We start from the raw sequence: 16073 nt of genomic DNA, 5'->3' as shown, positions 1-16073 counted from the left end.
AGTTAAAACCTTAACTATCTAATAAATGTGATAAAGCCGGGTTAACGACTAAATGGTTTTCCATGGCTGTACGGCCAAGTAACATCCTAAATTTCATTGTTGCTCTATTTGTTAGCGTCACTTCAATAGGCCAGCTATGTTGGCCTGCATGTAGTGTGGTCTCTATAAAATAGCGCATTTCTTTTTGCCCACTTGAACTGGTTACAGCTTTAATTTTTTTAACCTTCGCGGAGCATTTAACCTGTGTTTGTTCATCACCTTGTAATGGTTGCGCTATAAATTTCACCCATTTTTCGCCATTTTTTTGGTACTCTTCAATATTAACTGCATGAATACATGAGGTGCGGGCGCCAGTATCCACCTTTGCTTTAATCTTCTCGATACCAAGCTCCGGTAAACTCAACCACTCACGCCAACCCACGGTCAACTTTGCTGTCATAAATGTGCCCTTAATAAAAAAGTGACTTATACGCTAAGGCGAAAAAAACACCAGCGAAATAAATTTATCTAGTCGATGAGTAAATTAAATTGATCTTTTATAGAAACTGACCACACAATGCACACCTTGTTGCTTAGCGTTTTATTTAGCAATTAAAGGCTGCATATGGGGTTAAGCCTTAAAGCTAACTGACTAAAAAATTAAGGTAGCTTTAAAAAGCACTTTGCAGATACGCTATAGTTATTTGTATTAAAAACACACTATTATATAGGCCTTAAATATGATTAATGGTTTACTGCATGCATTGGTGCTTGACGAAAAAGGTGGTGCGCACGCCATAGAAAACACTCGCGATTTAAATAACTGGCACCCTAAACAAGGTAAACTGTGGATACATATGGACTACAGCCAAAGCGAGGCAGTAACGTGGTTAAAAAACCAAGAACATCTTAGTGACTTTGAGCTTGATTCGCTTATTGCTGATGAAACTCGCCCACGCTTAACACCCAGTACCAATGGCCATATGCTGTTTTTACGTGGTGTAAATTTAAATCCTGCACAAAGCCCTGAGGACATGGTTTCAATTCGATTATTTATTAACGAATCAATAGTTATTACTACGCGCAAGCGTCGCTTACTTTCAATCCAAGATATATTAGCAGAGCTTAATGCTGGCCAAGGCCCATGCTCTATTTCTGAGCTGGTTTGCTGTATAACCCAAAAGCTGACATCACGGATGCAAAGTGTCATTAATAAGCTCGATGAAACCTTGGATGAATTTGAAGAGGAAATAGACGAGCCAAGCAAAAAATTTGATAACCAAGGTTTATCACAACTACGGCGTCAAACTATTGCCTTGAAACGTTACTTAAAACCACAAAAAGAAGCGCTAAGTTTACTGATAAATAACCACTACCTTTGGCTTAAAGATGAAGATAAAGCAAAACTAAACGAAACCACTAACTTACTTATTCGCTATTTAGAAGAGCTAGATAGCGCTATAGAGCGCGCACAAATTATTCAGCAAACCATTACCAACCAAGTGTCTGAGCAACTAAATCAACGCATGTACGTTATGTCAGTTGTGGCGGCGCTTTTTTTACCGCTGGGCTTTTTAACAGGCCTTTTAGGGGTAAATGTAGGCGGTATACCTGGGACCGAAAACCCCTATGCATTTAGTACATTTGTGATTTTTTTGATTGTGCTTACAGGTGGTATAGGGCTGTATTTTAAAAATAAAAAGTGGTTATAAAAAAATTTTTAATGCGGCCACTCAGGTGAGTGGCCGTGATTGAGTCGCTGATTAATTAGTTTGGCGCGTATAACTCACATTGGTCATCGTCACTTTTGATTCTGTAATGCCTAAATCCTCAAAACAGTTTTTAAACGAGTTAGAGTTACCGGCCTCACCACATTTATCTAATGTGTATGGGTCTTGTGATTGCAAGTAGTTACCAAACTTAAAGTATGACTGCGAATCATCCTCTACCGGTATACCAAACGAATTACCAAAAGCCGTCACCTCAACATCACCGTAGTTATTAACCACTCGTAAGTTGAATGACTCACCACTGGTAATAGTACCTAGAGCAAACTTTTCTTCATTACCGCTGGTATTACGTAAACGTACGTACACATCAAAAATTCCGTTGTTCGCTACGCTATCATTAAAGCCCGATTCATCAGTATCTGATACATACACTTTAGATATAGTGCCGGTATCGCTTGCATGGTGCTGCGATACAATCGTTTTTCCACCGTCAGACATTTCCACCTTTACCGTAGCTTCGAACACTTCATAGGTTTGAGTCATAGCAACGCGCAGGCTTTCTTTTACCTTATACTCATGACGCCAGCCATTACCATTAGGCGTAATATGTTGCGCCTCTAACGGGACAAACACCAAAGTACTATCGTTAACTAAAGGATTGGGGTTATCCCCTTCTAAATCAAAAATGCTGCCACTGGTAATGCTGCTAGGAATTGTTGAACCATTTGAGTTATCGCTGCCGCCATCATTGCTGCCACTACCCTCAACCAAGGCAAAATTATCAAATCGTACATCGCTGGTGTTATTGTAGTGTTTAGCGAAAACCTGCAGTGAATTGGTATTAGCCGTAGTAAATGTTTTTGTTACTTTAGTCCACGAAGAAACATTAAAGGTTTGGTTTTTAAATAAACCATTTAAGTCGTTTACACCAATTTGCCCTTTACCGAGCACATAAGCGCTTAGGGTGTATTCAGTGTTAGGCTGCACATCGACTACTTGATAAACGCGTGCTGGGCTACCCTGAATTTTTAGCGATTTTGAGCCACTGTAAGCATCTGAGGAAATAGCGGCTGGGTCAGTTTCGTTCCAGTTACTAAAGCCACTTTCAAAGCCTGCATTATTAATTGTTGCAGCATGTGATAGTGCTGAGCTTGTCGCAATCGCGCTGTAAAAAAACAGTTTTTTATGGTTAATCATTATCTTTATTCCTTTAAACCTGAACATAAAAATAACCTAACTACTTAGTTTTGTGGTAGACACTAAAACTTAGATCACACTGTATAAACAGGTTTCTACTTTTGTGTATGAATCGATTTGGCAAGACAACCCAGGTTACAAAAACCAATATAAAACCCAAAAGCGACCTTACCAATATTAATGCCAAATGGCGAGGTAAAGGCTATATTTTTTGTTACCAATATGTCAACAGTAAATCTAATAGCAAATAAGTATTAGTTTTATTAAGAATTGTATTAAAAAATTTTAAATAGTATTAACTATTCAATAGGTTATATATTGGGGACAGATTAGCGATAAATAAAAATATTTTTTCTATTTAATAAATAAGTAGTACGCCGGAAAAAGCTCTATTACCAATAAAAATATAGCAAGCTTAACTTTTAATGAATAAATTTAGATAAATTAAATTTTTTACATGAAAAATAATAATTGGTTATAACAAAAATAAAATTGGTAATACTAAAAAACTTATATTTTTTGCCGTTAAATAAGGCAAAATAAAGGCGGGGATTAGTGCGCCATTACACTAAAAAATGTGCATTAATATCTAAAATAGGCAAGAGTTTAAAGAATCATGTTGCCCTAAACACAAAAAAGCGAGCATATAAATGCTCGCTTTTATCAACTAGCTAACGCCTTACTCTTGAAAGTAAGTGCCCCAACCGTCGTACTCAACGTCACACTCAACAGCTAGGGCTGCAAGTTTCTCAACGTCTTCCATTATAACTTCAACGTCTAGCTCAGCTTCGACGACAATATCAAAGCTCCAAATTTTGCTGCCATCTTCTAGCTCAAGCTCTGCCGGCTCTTCAACATCGTAGCCTAATTTAAAAGCAGCCAGCGCAGCTTGCTCTAATTTGCTAAAATCTTCGCATACAAAATGATGCTCAACTTCATAAAGTATTTCAGGATCAGAGCCATCTTCAAGTAGTGAACTTACGATGTCTTCACTTATTTCACGCCAGTTTTCCATTATTTATCTCTCACTTGAGCATCTAATTCAGTTATTTTAGCAGCCATAATACTATGCACTTGAGTGGCCTGTTCACGGGCACTCACTTCTTTATCAAGTGATATAGGCGCTAACATTTCAATGTAAATTGTACCATTATCCCAGCGGTTTAGCTTAATAGTTTTATCTGTTGTGCTCATACATACCGGTACTATGGGTACATCTGCGCTTAAAGCGGTATGAAATGCCCCCGTTTTGAAAGGCAACAAACCACGACCGTAGCTTCGAGTGCCTTCAGGGAAAACCCAAACAGATAAACCATTTTGTTTAATTTTTTCAGCGGCTTTTGAAATTGTACCTGCTGCTTTAGAGCGATTTGCTCTATCTATTAATATGTTTCCCGACAACCAATAAAGCTGGCCAAAAAATGGGATCCACTTTAAACTTTTTTTGCCTAAACTTACGCAATTTTTAGGCACCATGGCAGGTACGGTAAATAAGTCATAATTGTTTTGATGGTTAGATATATACACTGCAGGGCCAATATTTTTTGCATCAGGGTGGCGTTTTAATACAAGTTTAACTCCAAGCATTTTAGCCATCGAAGCAAACCAACCCGCAATCACATGCACATTGTTAGGATGAAACGGCCTCACAATTGACAGTAACAACCCAAACACGCAGCTGAAAAATATAAACAGCACCATAATTAAAATACGTATAACAGCTAACAAACTTTTCTCCAAAATGTGTGTGCAATGCGCTATAAGCCGCGCATATTTCACTATTATAACGTGATTTTATGACGAACTCGAGACAATAGCGAACAGCTGTAAGCTGAAAAACACAGGGTAAACAAAAACGGCCTGCAAAAGCAGGCCGTTAGAGGTATCTATTACGGGTTTATTCCTCAGCTAACGTGTCATCACTTTGCTCATCAGCCGGCGTAAACTCGACAACAGCTTCATCAACACGTTGTAAGCCTCGAGGTAACTTATTACCTCTGCGTCCACGCTCGCCATGATAATGCTCCAAGTCACCCGGTTTGAGCGTTAGCTTTCGTTTACCAGCATGGAGTGTAACGCTACTGCCTTGCGGTACTACAGCAAGTACTTTTACAAACTCTTCACGTGCTTGTACTTTAGCACCCGGAATAGAGATGATTTTATTGCCTTTACCTTTACCCAGTTTTGGTAAATCGCGCAATGGAAATAACAGCATTCGTCCTTCGTTCGAAATAGCCATGCAGTAATCGGTCGCTACATCGTTCACTCTTATGGGTGATAGTAAAATGCCGCCCTTTGGCACGCTTACCAAGGCTTTACCGTTTTTATTTTTACTTACTAAATCTTTAAACTCGGTTATAAAGCCATAACCTGCATCCGACGCCATAAGTAGTACTTGATTGTCTTCACCCATTACCACATGCTCAAAATTAGCGCCTGTGGTGAGGTTAAAGCGCCCTGTCATGGGCTCACCTTGGCTTCGTGCCGATGGCAAGCTGTGCGCATCCGTTGCAAATGCACGCCCCGCAGAGTCTAAAAATACCGCTGGCTGATTACTCTTCCCTTTAGCTGAGGCTTTGTATTCATCACCCGCCCGGTAATTTAGCCCCTCTACGTCGATGTCATGGCCTTTACCAACACGTGCCCACCCTTTATCAGAAAGCACAACGGTTACCGACTCTGACGGTATTAAATCTTTTTCACTAAGTGCTTTAGCTTCTACACGCTCAATAACCGGTGAGCGACGTTCGTCGCCGTACATGTCGGCCGCTTCTTGAATTTCTTTTTTAAGGAGCGTTGACATACGACGGTCTGAGCCTAAGGTAAGCTCTAACTTGTCGCGCTCTTTGGCCAACTCATCCTGCTCGCCACGTATTTTAAACTCTTCTAGTTTTGCTAAATGACGAAGTTTTAACTCTAAAATAGCTTCGGCTTGGATTTCGGTTAACTCAAAGCGCTCCATTAACACAGGTTTTGGTTTATCCTCTGTGCGTATAATTTCAATCACTTCGTCAATATTTAAAAAGGCAGCGAGTAAACCTTCTAAAATATGCAACCGCGCCAGCACCTTATCTAAACGGTGCTGTAAACGCCTACGTACTGTTTCACGTCTAAACGTTAACCACTCAGATAAAATACTGCGTAAGTCTTTCACTTGTGGGCGGCCATCAAGGCCTAGCATGTTTAAATTTACACGGTAGTTTTTTTCAAGGTCGGTAGTGGCAAATAAGTGCGCCATTAACGGCTCAGCTTTAATGCGGTTTGAACGCGGTACTATCACGATGCGGGTTGGATTTTCGTGATCAGACTCATCACGTAAGTCGGCAACCATTGGCAGCTTTTTAGCATTCATTTGCGCCGCTATTTGCTCAAGCACCTTAGCCCCAGAACATTGATGTGGCAGCGCAGTAATCACGATATCGCCGTGCTCTTCAGTATACACCGCGCGCATTTTAATTGAGCCTCGGCCGGTTTTGTATATTTTATGAATATCGGCTTTTGGGGTAATTATTTCAGCGTCGGTTGGGTAATCAGGCGCGTGTACAAGCTCAAGTAATTCATCAAGCTCAGTTTTAGGCTTATCAAGTAATAAACAACACGCACTGGCCACTTCGCGCACATTATGTGGTGGAATATCAGTTGCCATACCTACCGCAATACCGGTTACGCCATTTAATAAAATATGCGGTAAACGTGCAGGTAGTACTAATGGCTCATCCATGGTGCCGTCAAAGTTTGGCGTCCAATCAACGGTGCCTTGGCCTAGCTCTTTAAGTAATACCTCAGAGAACTTTGATAAGCGCGCTTCGGTATAACGCATGGCCGCAAACGATTTAGGGTCATCTGCTGCACCCCAGTTACCTTGGCCATCCACCAGCGGGTAGCGGTAAGAAAACGGCTGCGCCATTAATACCATAGCCTCGTAACAGGCACTGTCGCCATGCGGGTGGTATTTACCTAATACATCACCTACCGTACGAGCCGATTTTTTATATTTAGCCGCGGCCGATAATCCCAGCTCGCTCATAGCATAAATAATACGACGTTGAACCGGTTTTAAACCATCACCAACATGCGGTAATGCACGGTCCATAATTACGTACATAGAGTAATTTAAGTAGGCGTCTTCGGTAAAGCGCCCCATTGTTTGTTGTTCAATTCCTTGCATCAGCAAGGTATCTGTATCACTCATTAAAGCTTACCTAGTTTTTCTTATAGCTTACGCGGTAGATCACGTTTGCGTAATCGTCGCTTATCAGCAGACTGCCGTCATTTAATTGTGCAAATGCAACTGGGCGTCCAAATGTTGTTTCGTTATGCATAAAGCCGGTAATAAACGGTGTGTATTTAGTAATACGCCCTTGTTCTACATTGGCTAAAGCCACTTTATAACCAGACTTTTTTGTTCGATTCCATGAGCCGTGTTCCGCTACAAATAACTGCTCTTTGTAATTAGCTGGGAACTGTTTGCCGGTGTAAAAATGAATACCTAAAGGCGCAACGTGAGCACCTAGTGCAAGCGCTGGCGCACTGTAGTCGCTCATGTTTTTACCTTTACCAAACTCAGGGTCTAAAATGGCACCGGCGTGAACGTAAGGGAAACCAAAGTGCTCGTTTTCTTTACTTACGCGGTTAATTTCATCCGGTGGGATGTCATCACCCATCATATCGCGGCCATTATCACTAAACCAAAGCGCTTGCGTGCTGGGGTGAAAATCAAAGCCTACCGAGTTACGTACCCCTTGGGCTATTGTTTTAATTTGTTTAGTTTCTACATCTAATGCAAAAATACGTCCGTAGCGCTCATCTTCGGCGCATATATTACACGGTACACCAACCGGAATAATAAGCTCGCCGGTGGGCGCAAAACGTAAAAACTTCCACCCGTGGTGACGATCCGATGGCAACGCATTGTAAACAACATCAAATTTAGGGTCTTTTAGCTGTGTATCGACGTTTTTAAAGCGAATAATACGGTGTACTTCTCCTACGTATAAATCGCCATCTTTAATTGCTAGCCCAGAGGGCATGTTTAACCCTTCAGCAATTACCATTTTTTTATCGGCTACACCATCGCTGTTATGATCAATTAACGCATATACATTTCCGGCTTTACGAGAACCTGCGTAAACAATGCCTTTTTTTGATACTGCTATTTGGCGCGCGTTTTCAACATTATCAGCAAATAAGCTTACTTCAAACCCAGGTGCTACGGTGAGTTTGTCTAGTATGTCTTTTGCCATTGCTGGGGCTGTTGTTAAGCCAAGCAACAATAAACTTCCTAGTATTTTATTCATTTGCCTCTCCAAGTGTTAAACACAAGCCTATTAAACTTGTGCTTTATTACCATGATCTTCTAGCCACTGGCGTCTGTCTGATGAGCGTTTTTTAGCAAGTAGCATATCCATCATTTCTAATGTTTGCTCTTCTTCATCAAGTGTAAGTTGCACTAAGCGGCGCGTGTTTGGATCCATTGTGGTTTCGCGCAGCTGTAGCGGGTTCATTTCGCCCAGCCCTTTAAATCGTTGCACATTAACCTTGCCGCGTTTTTTCTCAGCCTCTATGCGGGCTAAAATACCTGTTTTTTCGTCTTCATCGAGGGCGTAATAAACCTCTTTACCAATATCGATTCTAAACAGCGGAGGCATCGCTACATAAACATGCCCTGCTTTAACCAGCTGCGGAAAGTGACGTACGAACAATGCACACAATAAAGTAGCAATGTGCAAACCATCAGAGTCAGCATCGGCCAATATACAAATTTTATTATAACGCAGGCCGGTTAAATCACTTGAGTCTGGGTCAATACCCAGCGCCACCGAAATATCGTGCACCTCTTGCGAGGCTAATATTTGCCCTGACTCTACTTCCCACGTATTCAAGATTTTACCACGCAGCGGCATTATTGCCTGAAACTCACGATCGCGAGCCTGCTTAGCCGAGCCGCCAGCTGAGTCCCCCTCTACCAAAAATAGTTCGGTACGGTCGTTATCGGCTGCACTACAGTCTGTCAACTTACCAGGCAGTGCAGGGCCTGAGGTAACGCGTTTACGCACCACTTTTTTTGCTGCACGTAAACGACGCTGTGCATTTGAAATACACAATTCGGCAAGCAGTTCAGCGGTATCTGTGTGCTCGTTTAACCATAGGCTAAAAGAATCCTTAACCACGCCAGCTACAAACGCTGCACATGAGCGAGAAGAAAGCTTTTCTTTGGTTTGGCCAGCAAATTGTGGGTCTTGCATTTTTACCGATAACACATAGCTACAGCGCTCCCATATGTCATCAGGGGTAAGCTTTACGCCACGCGGTAATAAGTTTCTAAATTCACAAAATTCGCGCATTGCTTCAAGTAAGCCTTGTCGCAAACCATTTACGTGAGTACCACCTTGTGCGGTAGGAATTAGGTTTACATAGCTCTCGGCAATCGACTCGCCGCCTTCAGGCTGCCATACAACAGCCCAATCGGCTCCTTCAATCGAGCTTGAAAACTCACCTACAAATGGGTCTTTTGGCAGTACTTCAAAGCCTTTAACAGCCTCAATTAAATAATCTTTTAAGCCTGTTTCGTAAAACCATTCTTGCGTTTCTTTTGTTTGTTTATTGACAAACTTAATGCGCAAACCTGGGCATAAAACCGCTTTTGCTTTTAATAAATGGTTTAATTTAGTAATAGAAAAGTTAGCTGAGTCGAAGTAACTCGCATCAGGCCAAAATCGAACCGTTGTACCCGTATTGCGCTTACCCACGGTGCCTATGACATTTAAGTCTTCAACTTTATCACCGTTTTCAAAGGCCATTCTGTACTGTTGTGCATCGCGCCTTACGGTAACCTCTACACGTGTAGATAACGCATTTACAACCGAAATACCTACGCCATGTAAACCGCCCGAAAACTGGTAGTTTTTATTTGAGAATTTACCACCTGCATGTAGCTTGGTAAAAATCAGCTCCACCCCCGGAATGCCTTCTTCTGGGTGAATATCTATCGGCATACCTCGGCCATCGTCTATAACTTCAAGTGAGTTATCTTCGTGTAAAATCACATCAATTTTAGTGGCATGCCCCGCCATGGCCTCATCGACACTGTTATCAATAACTTCTTGGCCTAAATGATTCGGACGTACCGTATCGGTGTACATACCTGGGCGGCGTTTTACCGGCTCTAATCCATTGAGAACCTCAATGGCTTCGGCATTATAATTTTGCTGACTCATAATTTTTATCTTTTTATGCGCTTAGGCTAATTTGTTTTAGGTAATTTAAGAAACTCTACAATACTATCTAAGGTGCGTTCAAAACCTACAAAGCTGTGATCGCCACCAAACTCAACTAACTGTTTGCATTGTGAAAAATAATTTACTGCGTGTTGATAATTTAACACTTCATCTCCCGTTTGCTGTAACAAATAAAGCAGTTTGGGCGATGTTAATTTAGGCACATACAATGCTTTTAATGCATCCATGTGGCTTCTATTTAACTCATAATGATAATCTTGATACGGATTATAATTGTGGCCAATAAGCGGCGCTAATAAGTTAAACGGTGCTACTGCTGGGTTTATTAGTGCTGCTCGCAGGTTATAACGCTGCGACAAATAGGTGGCATAAAACCCACCTAATGAGCTCCCAAGTAACGCGGTATCTGGCGTTAATAAATGCTCAAGCTGCAAAATAGCTTGTAAGGGCTCGTGATTTAAACGTGGTACACAATAGTCAACGTCATAGTTTGCCATAAGCTCGCCAAAGCGCACAGCTTTATATGATTTTTCAGAACTATTAAAACCATGAATATAAATTACGCGTTTAACCATACAACATCCGTTTTAACTGTTAAAGCATTGTCCTGTTTAGTTAAATGCAACATTCGATAAGCGGGGCCGAGGTTTTCTTGGTGCCATTGCGGGCTATTTTTTGTAAATTGCACCGAGCTGGCTGGGGTTGCATAAATACTCAGCCCTCTAAAAGTTTGCATGTATTGATTGTGTACATGGCCATGAAATAGTCCGCCAACATTGCCACTATTCACTAATACGTTTAATAATTGCGGGCCGTTTTCGAGCATGTGTTTATCTAGGTAGCCATTAATAGCAAGCGGGTTGTGATGACAAAACACCACATGCTGCGATTGCGAACTTGCTAAATACTCCGTGATTTCATTTAAGTGCTCGCTAGATACCCACCCTGCAGGTGTAGGCCCTTTTGAATTAATGAGTAACAGCTCAAACCCTTGTGCGAGAATGCGTTTAGCTGACACTATTTGCCCACCACTGATGCGATTAAGCATGACAATCTCATCATGATTGCCTGGTACCCAAAATACTGGACAGGTCAAATCAGCGTTATTAATAAGCTCAGCAAATAATAAATAAGATTCAAAACTATGATCTTGTGTTAAATCACCACCAAATATAACCGCATCTAATGACTGCGTGGCCATGTGCGCTAATGCTTGTGCAAAATGCGCGGCGGTGTTTACGTTAAAGTACTCTGCGTTAGGGTCGGCAAATAAATGGCTATCGGTTATGTGCGCAACACGCAGCGATGAGGTATTAAAGTGATAATGCTCATCAAACCAAGCCATTGTTTATATCCCAATTTAGTACTGCTTGGCCATGCTCTACACAGGCTACTAACCAGTCATATAAAAATGCATTAAGTTGATACTTTTCATCTTTTTGGTGCATTTTGGGGTTTGGATAACCATAGGAGGGTTTTATCCGTTGATGGTAATCGTGATGAATAATTTCAGCCACTTTTGCATCTTGATAAAGCCTGACTGTTAAATACAAAGGAGAAACGCCTTTAACCATCCCTGTTAGCTGTTTGATAGAAATATCCAGTGTGTACTTAGCACTATCGTCAATGATAATGGCAAATTCACTATGACCTAATTTAATTTCACGCACGCTATTTGCGCTACGCTCTTTAGGTAATAGTTTTGAAAGACGCACGTAATTATGCTCGCAAAGTGTCATGTACTTTGGGAGGCTCTGAATATATCGTTGGGTTGCTAAAAGTGCTGTCAAAGTACCGCCGTATTAAAAAGTTAAATTATGTCCACTTACTGCTTATTTTTTCTCGATTTAACGCCAACCACTGTAAACAGATTACCGTTGCCGCGTTATCTATTTCCCCGTTATTGAGGCGCGAAAGCGCATCATCAAGGGTTAAAATATGGGTTTTAATATCTTCACCTTCGCTTTCTAGGCCGTAAACACCACTTTGTACTTGGCTTAAATCTGCTCGTGCTAAGTATAAATGTAAGCGCTCAGTGGTCCCACCCGGACTTGAAAGGTAAGAAAGCATAAATTCAAGTTCTGTAAGCTCAAGCCCAGCCTCTTCATAGGCTTCTTTTTTTACCACACTCTCATAATCGGTGCTGCCATCGGTCATACCGGCAATACATTCTAGCAGCCAGGGCGAGTGTTTGCTGTTAATAGCACCAATACGTATTTGCTCTATTAAAAGGACACTTTGCGTAGTTACATCATAAGGTAGAACAGCGATTGCATCGCCCCGCTCTAATATTTCACGCTTTATAAGTTGCGATGTACCACCATTAAACAGGCTATGCTCAAACTCATACATATCCACCTTAAAAAAGCCATTATACAGACTTTTAACTGCTTTTAAGCTCACATCTTTATGTGTAAATTGCACCAGGCTTTTATCTGCCATATTATACATCCCGCTTATTTGAACGATTAAAGTTTGTTAATATATTCTGTTACATTTGAACATACTGTTTTACCAATTTCTTTTTTAGTTATTGGTCAAAACACGTTACCATGCTTTTAGTACAAAATTTGTCTAAGGACTGAACCTAACATGAAAAAAAACATCCTTGCAGCGCTCGTTAGTTTGTCGTGCGCATTAGGCACAACCACAGCAAGTGCTGAAGATTTAATGCAAGTTTTTGAAATTGCTACTGCTAACGATCCCACTGTTTTAAAAGCAAAAGCGCAAGCTGATGCGCAATCTTACGAAAGCGACTTAGCAATGAGTGCATTACTGCCGCAAATTGGCGTAAGCATGGGCTATGAAAAAAGCGATTCTACCTCTTTTCAGAGCGTTGGTAACTTAGCTGACCAAGTTAAAATCAATAGCGAAACCGACCAATTCACTCGCGGTGTTAGTTTAAGCCAAACCTTATTTGACCTAGGTGCTTGGAACACACTTGATATTGCAGAAAAACAAGCACTGCAAGCCAATGCACAATACGATAACGCCAAACAAAACTTAATTGTGCGCGTGGCTGAGGGCTATTTTAACGTATTAAGCGCCATTGATAACCTTGAATTTGTGCAAGCCGAAAAGCGCGCCATAGAACGTCAGTTAGAGCAAACAAAACAGCGCTACGCAGTTGGTCTTACAGCGATTACAGACGTGCATGAGGCGCAAGCACAATATGATAACTCAGTAGCGCAAGAAATTATTGCTAGCAATGCTGTTGAAACAGCACGCGAGCAACTTCGTGAAATCACCGGTAAATACCATGCAAAGCTTGATTTTTTAAACACCGACACATTTTCAACGGTAAAACCGATTAAAAAACCGACTGACTTTGTGAAAGTCGCTGAAAACAACAATATCAGCTTACAAGTATCAAAAGTGACACTTGATATTGCTAAAGATCAAATTACGCTAGCTAAAGCGGGTCACTACCCTAAGTTAACACTTGATGCCAGCTACGGTGACTCGTTAACTGATCAAAATATAAATGGTTTAAGCTTTAACGACCAACCACGTGCCGATTCAACATCGGTTGCGGTTAATTTGAGTGTACCGCTGTACACAGGTGGCGCAACCGTTGCGGCAACTAAACAAGCCCGTGCGTTTTATGTTTCTGCAAGTCAAGATTACGAAACTAACTACCGCGCCGTAACGCGTACCGTAATTACTTCATACAACCAAGTTGTATCAGACATCGCAACTTACAAAGCCTTAGAGCAAGCTGTGGTATCAGCGCAAAGTGCACTTAAAGCCACTGAAGCGGGCTTTGAAGTAGGTACCCGTACTATCGTTGATGTGCTTGTAAGCACACAAAATTTATATAATGCTAAACGTAATTTAGCTGATGTGCGCTATCGTTACGTGTTATCTACGCTTCGCTTAAAGCAAGCGGCTGGTACACTAACAAGCGCCGATTTACGCAGCATAAACCAAGGTTTAAAAAAAGCCTAATAAGTTAATTAGTAACGCTTAAAGCCAGCCATTGCTGGCTTTTTGTATTTTATTATGTGAAGCGTTAAACTAGCGTTTTTATTTTAGAGAGTATTTTGTGGTCACCTCATCTCCTTTTAAAGCCTCATTTTTAGGTCCTCGCTATTGGCTAACTTGGATTGGCGTTTTCTTTTTATATTTGATTTCGTGGTTACCACAAAAGTTTCAACTTAGCTTAGGTAAGTTGCTTGGGCGCTTGGTACACAGGTTTATGAAGCGTCGCCGCCATATTGCCGAGGTTAATATAAAACTGTGTTTTCCTGATATGAGCGAAGCCGAGCAGCAACAGCTTGTACTTAAAAACATGGAAAATACCGGTATTGCCATGGTTGAGACGGGCATGGCTTGGTGGTGGCCGCAATGGCGCGTTAAAAAAGCTTATGGTTCTATCAAAGGCTTAGAGCACTTTGAGCGTGTACAGGCACAAGGTAAAGGCGTTTTGCTATTAGTGCCACATATTTTGCATTTAGAAATGGCAAGTCGTGTTATGGGCACCAAATGCCAAGGGCTTGGGTTTTACCGCCCGCACAATAATGCGCTCATGGAATACTTTACGACCAATGGACGCCTTCGTTCTAACGAGTATTTAATTGGACGAAAAGACGTAAAAGGCTTGTTAAAATCGCTTAAAAATAAAAAAGTTTGCTATTATCTACCGGATCAAGACTACGGCCGAAACCGCTGTGAATTTGTGCCTTTTTACGCAGTGCCAGATGCAGCAACAACCACAGGCACGTTATTATTTGCAGCAAGCAAGCACTGCGAAACAATGAGCTTAATTAGCCGCAGAGATGAGCAAGGTAAATACCATTTAGAAATTGTACCTGAGCTTGAAAACTTCCCAAGCGGCGATGATAGAGCGGATGTAATACGCGTAAATCAACGTGTTGAACAAGCAATTAATGCCGCACCTGAGCAATATATGTGGCTGCACCGCCGCTTTAAAACACGCCCTGATAAAAATACCCCTTCTTTTTATAAAAAGTAGTGGTATAAATAAATAATGATACTAAATGAGCATGAGTTATGTGGTTTTGGATTAAGCACTTAATACTAGCTGTTGCGTTAATTTTATTAGCAGTTTACGTGTTAGTAGGTACAGGGCCCCTGTTTGATATAAAAGAGAGTAAGAACGCAGCCGCCGAGGGGCTTTCTCGCTTTTATTCGTCTATCCGTAATCAAGTTAAATCCGATAGGGAGCGCGACAAGTTTGTACTGCAACTTAAAAAGCCGGAGCAAACGCTTGAACGTGTTTTAGCAGAGCGCGGTAGAACCGTTGATCCTATGCCAGCTAGCTGGACAGGAACCAGTGCACCCAGACGCTTTGAAAACGGCTCAACGTTAAAAGACGTACTTAACCAATACGCTAAAAACGAAGGTATTCAATTATATTGGTATTTGAGTAAAGACTATGTGGTAAAAGATCATTTTAGGGTTGATAGCAGTTTTACTTCAGCGCTTTACCAAGTTGGTAGTGCAATTAATGATGACTTTGAAAATGAAGTTTATACTTTTTTTTGCTTCAGGCAGCGCGCAGCGGTGATCACTGAGCTACCCTCTGAATTTGTGCGTAGCAATTGTTTAAAGCTAAATACTTAGCAGCGCAGATAAAGCAAGCTCGTAATTATAAAAAACCCAAGCCTTTGCTTGGGTTTTTAGTATTTATGTTTCGAGGGCGTGTTGAACTTTGATGGTTGAATTTGCAGCAGCATGTTTGGTTTTTAGGCAAGACAGAGCCTATGAAGTGTGGTTATTCCACATAAATAGGCGATAACGCAGCATAAATGCCAAACATGCGCTGCCCTTCGGGTTCTGCCTAGGGGCGATAAACTCTTTGTTGCCTACATGGATGTGTAAGGGGCGTGAGCAGGACGCGGAAGCTTTACTCGGTTTTTACTTATTCTTACATGGATGTAAGTCATTAGAATAACGCAGGAGCAGT

At 41.3% G+C, this 16073-nt stretch carries 15 protein-coding genes; 4 read left to right on the top strand and 11 right to left on the bottom strand.

Annotation, left to right across the window (positions count from 1 at the left end; all coding sequences use genetic code 11):
- Positions 1–10: 10 nt before the first annotated feature.
- Positions 11–439 (bottom strand): ATP-dependent zinc protease, encoded by a 429-nt coding sequence (locus AN393_RS15660; protein ID WP_055016322.1) that lies wholly within the window; start codon positions 437–439, stop codon positions 11–13.
- Between the two features lie 280 nt (positions 440–719).
- Here AN393_RS15660 and AN393_RS15655 point away from each other — a divergent pair, with 280 nt between their 5' ends.
- Positions 720–1691: a zinc transporter ZntB gene (locus AN393_RS15655; protein ID WP_055016321.1), complete on the top strand. Its 972-nt coding sequence runs from the start codon at positions 720–722 to the stop codon at positions 1689–1691.
- Between the two features lie 51 nt (positions 1692–1742).
- On the opposite strand, the gene AN393_RS15650 is transcribed toward AN393_RS15655, so the two are convergent.
- From AN393_RS15650 to AN393_RS15605, 10 genes are all read right to left on the bottom strand, one after another.
- Positions 1743–2906 (bottom strand): polysaccharide lyase family 7 protein, encoded by a 1164-nt coding sequence (locus AN393_RS15650; RefSeq protein WP_055018575.1) that lies wholly within the window; start codon positions 2904–2906, stop codon positions 1743–1745.
- A 679-nt stretch (positions 2907–3585) separates the two neighbouring features.
- Positions 3586–3921, bottom strand: a complete 336-nt coding sequence (rraB, locus tag AN393_RS15645) for a ribonuclease E inhibitor RraB (RefSeq protein WP_055016319.1) — start codon at positions 3919–3921, stop codon at positions 3586–3588.
- Positions 3921–4634: a 1-acylglycerol-3-phosphate O-acyltransferase gene (locus tag AN393_RS15640; RefSeq protein WP_055016318.1), complete on the bottom strand. Its 714-nt coding sequence runs from the start codon at positions 4632–4634 to the stop codon at positions 3921–3923. Before AN393_RS15640 ends, rraB begins: the two co-directional genes overlap by 1 nt.
- 169 nt (positions 4635–4803) lie before the next feature.
- A complete protein-coding gene (parC, locus tag AN393_RS15635) occupies positions 4804–7098 on the bottom strand; it encodes a DNA topoisomerase IV subunit A (RefSeq protein ID WP_055016317.1) in 2295 nt (764 codons plus the stop codon).
- Positions 7099–7108: 10 nt separating this feature from the next.
- Complete coding sequence (locus AN393_RS15630; RefSeq protein WP_055016316.1) at positions 7109–8203, bottom strand: sorbosone dehydrogenase family protein; 1095 nt, start codon at positions 8201–8203, stop codon at positions 7109–7111.
- A 30-nt stretch (positions 8204–8233) separates the two neighbouring features.
- Positions 8234–10123, bottom strand: a complete 1890-nt coding sequence (gene parE / locus AN393_RS15625) for a DNA topoisomerase IV subunit B (RefSeq protein ID WP_055016315.1) — start codon at positions 10121–10123, stop codon at positions 8234–8236.
- 26 nt (positions 10124–10149) lie between these two features.
- On the bottom strand, positions 10150–10719 hold the full coding sequence (locus tag AN393_RS15620) for a YqiA/YcfP family alpha/beta fold hydrolase (RefSeq protein ID WP_055018574.1): 570 nt from the start codon (positions 10717–10719) through the stop codon (positions 10150–10152).
- Positions 10704–11489: a metallophosphoesterase gene (locus AN393_RS15615; RefSeq protein WP_055018573.1), complete on the bottom strand. Its 786-nt coding sequence runs from the start codon at positions 11487–11489 to the stop codon at positions 10704–10706. The genes AN393_RS15620 and AN393_RS15615 overlap by 16 nt, the downstream gene beginning before the upstream one ends.
- On the bottom strand, positions 11476–11934 hold the full coding sequence (locus AN393_RS15610; RefSeq protein WP_055016312.1) for a DUF1249 domain-containing protein: 459 nt from the start codon (positions 11932–11934) through the stop codon (positions 11476–11478). Before AN393_RS15610 ends, AN393_RS15615 begins: the two co-directional genes overlap by 14 nt.
- Positions 11935–11959: 25 nt before the next feature.
- Positions 11960–12586 carry an NUDIX domain-containing protein gene (locus tag AN393_RS15605; protein WP_055016311.1) on the bottom strand — a complete coding sequence of 209 codons (627 nt, stop codon included), beginning with the start codon at positions 12584–12586 and terminating at the stop codon, positions 11960–11962.
- 150 nt (positions 12587–12736) lie between these two features.
- On the opposite strand from AN393_RS15605, the gene tolC reads away from it, so the two are divergent.
- The 3 genes from tolC (at position 12737) to AN393_RS15590 (ending at position 15730) form a co-directional block, all read left to right on the top strand.
- Positions 12737–14092, top strand: a complete 1356-nt coding sequence (tolC, locus tag AN393_RS15600; RefSeq protein ID WP_055016310.1) for an outer membrane channel protein TolC — start codon at positions 12737–12739, stop codon at positions 14090–14092.
- A 97-nt stretch (positions 14093–14189) separates the two neighbouring features.
- The gene (gene lpxL, locus AN393_RS15595; protein WP_055016309.1) at positions 14190–15119 is read left to right on the top strand and encodes an LpxL/LpxP family Kdo(2)-lipid IV(A) lauroyl/palmitoleoyl acyltransferase; all 930 of its coding nucleotides are present in this window, start codon (positions 14190–14192) and stop codon (positions 15117–15119) included.
- Between the two features lie 38 nt (positions 15120–15157).
- The gene (locus tag AN393_RS15590) at positions 15158–15730 is read left to right on the top strand and encodes a toxin co-regulated pilus biosynthesis Q family protein (RefSeq protein WP_055018572.1); all 573 of its coding nucleotides are present in this window, start codon (positions 15158–15160) and stop codon (positions 15728–15730) included.
- Positions 15731–16073: the final 343 nt, after the last annotated feature.

Source organism: Pseudoalteromonas sp. P1-25 (genome assembly GCF_001401805.1).
Classification (GTDB): Bacteria; Pseudomonadota; Gammaproteobacteria; order Enterobacterales; family Alteromonadaceae; genus Pseudoalteromonas.
This window is presented reverse-complemented; position numbering and strand designations above follow the sequence as displayed.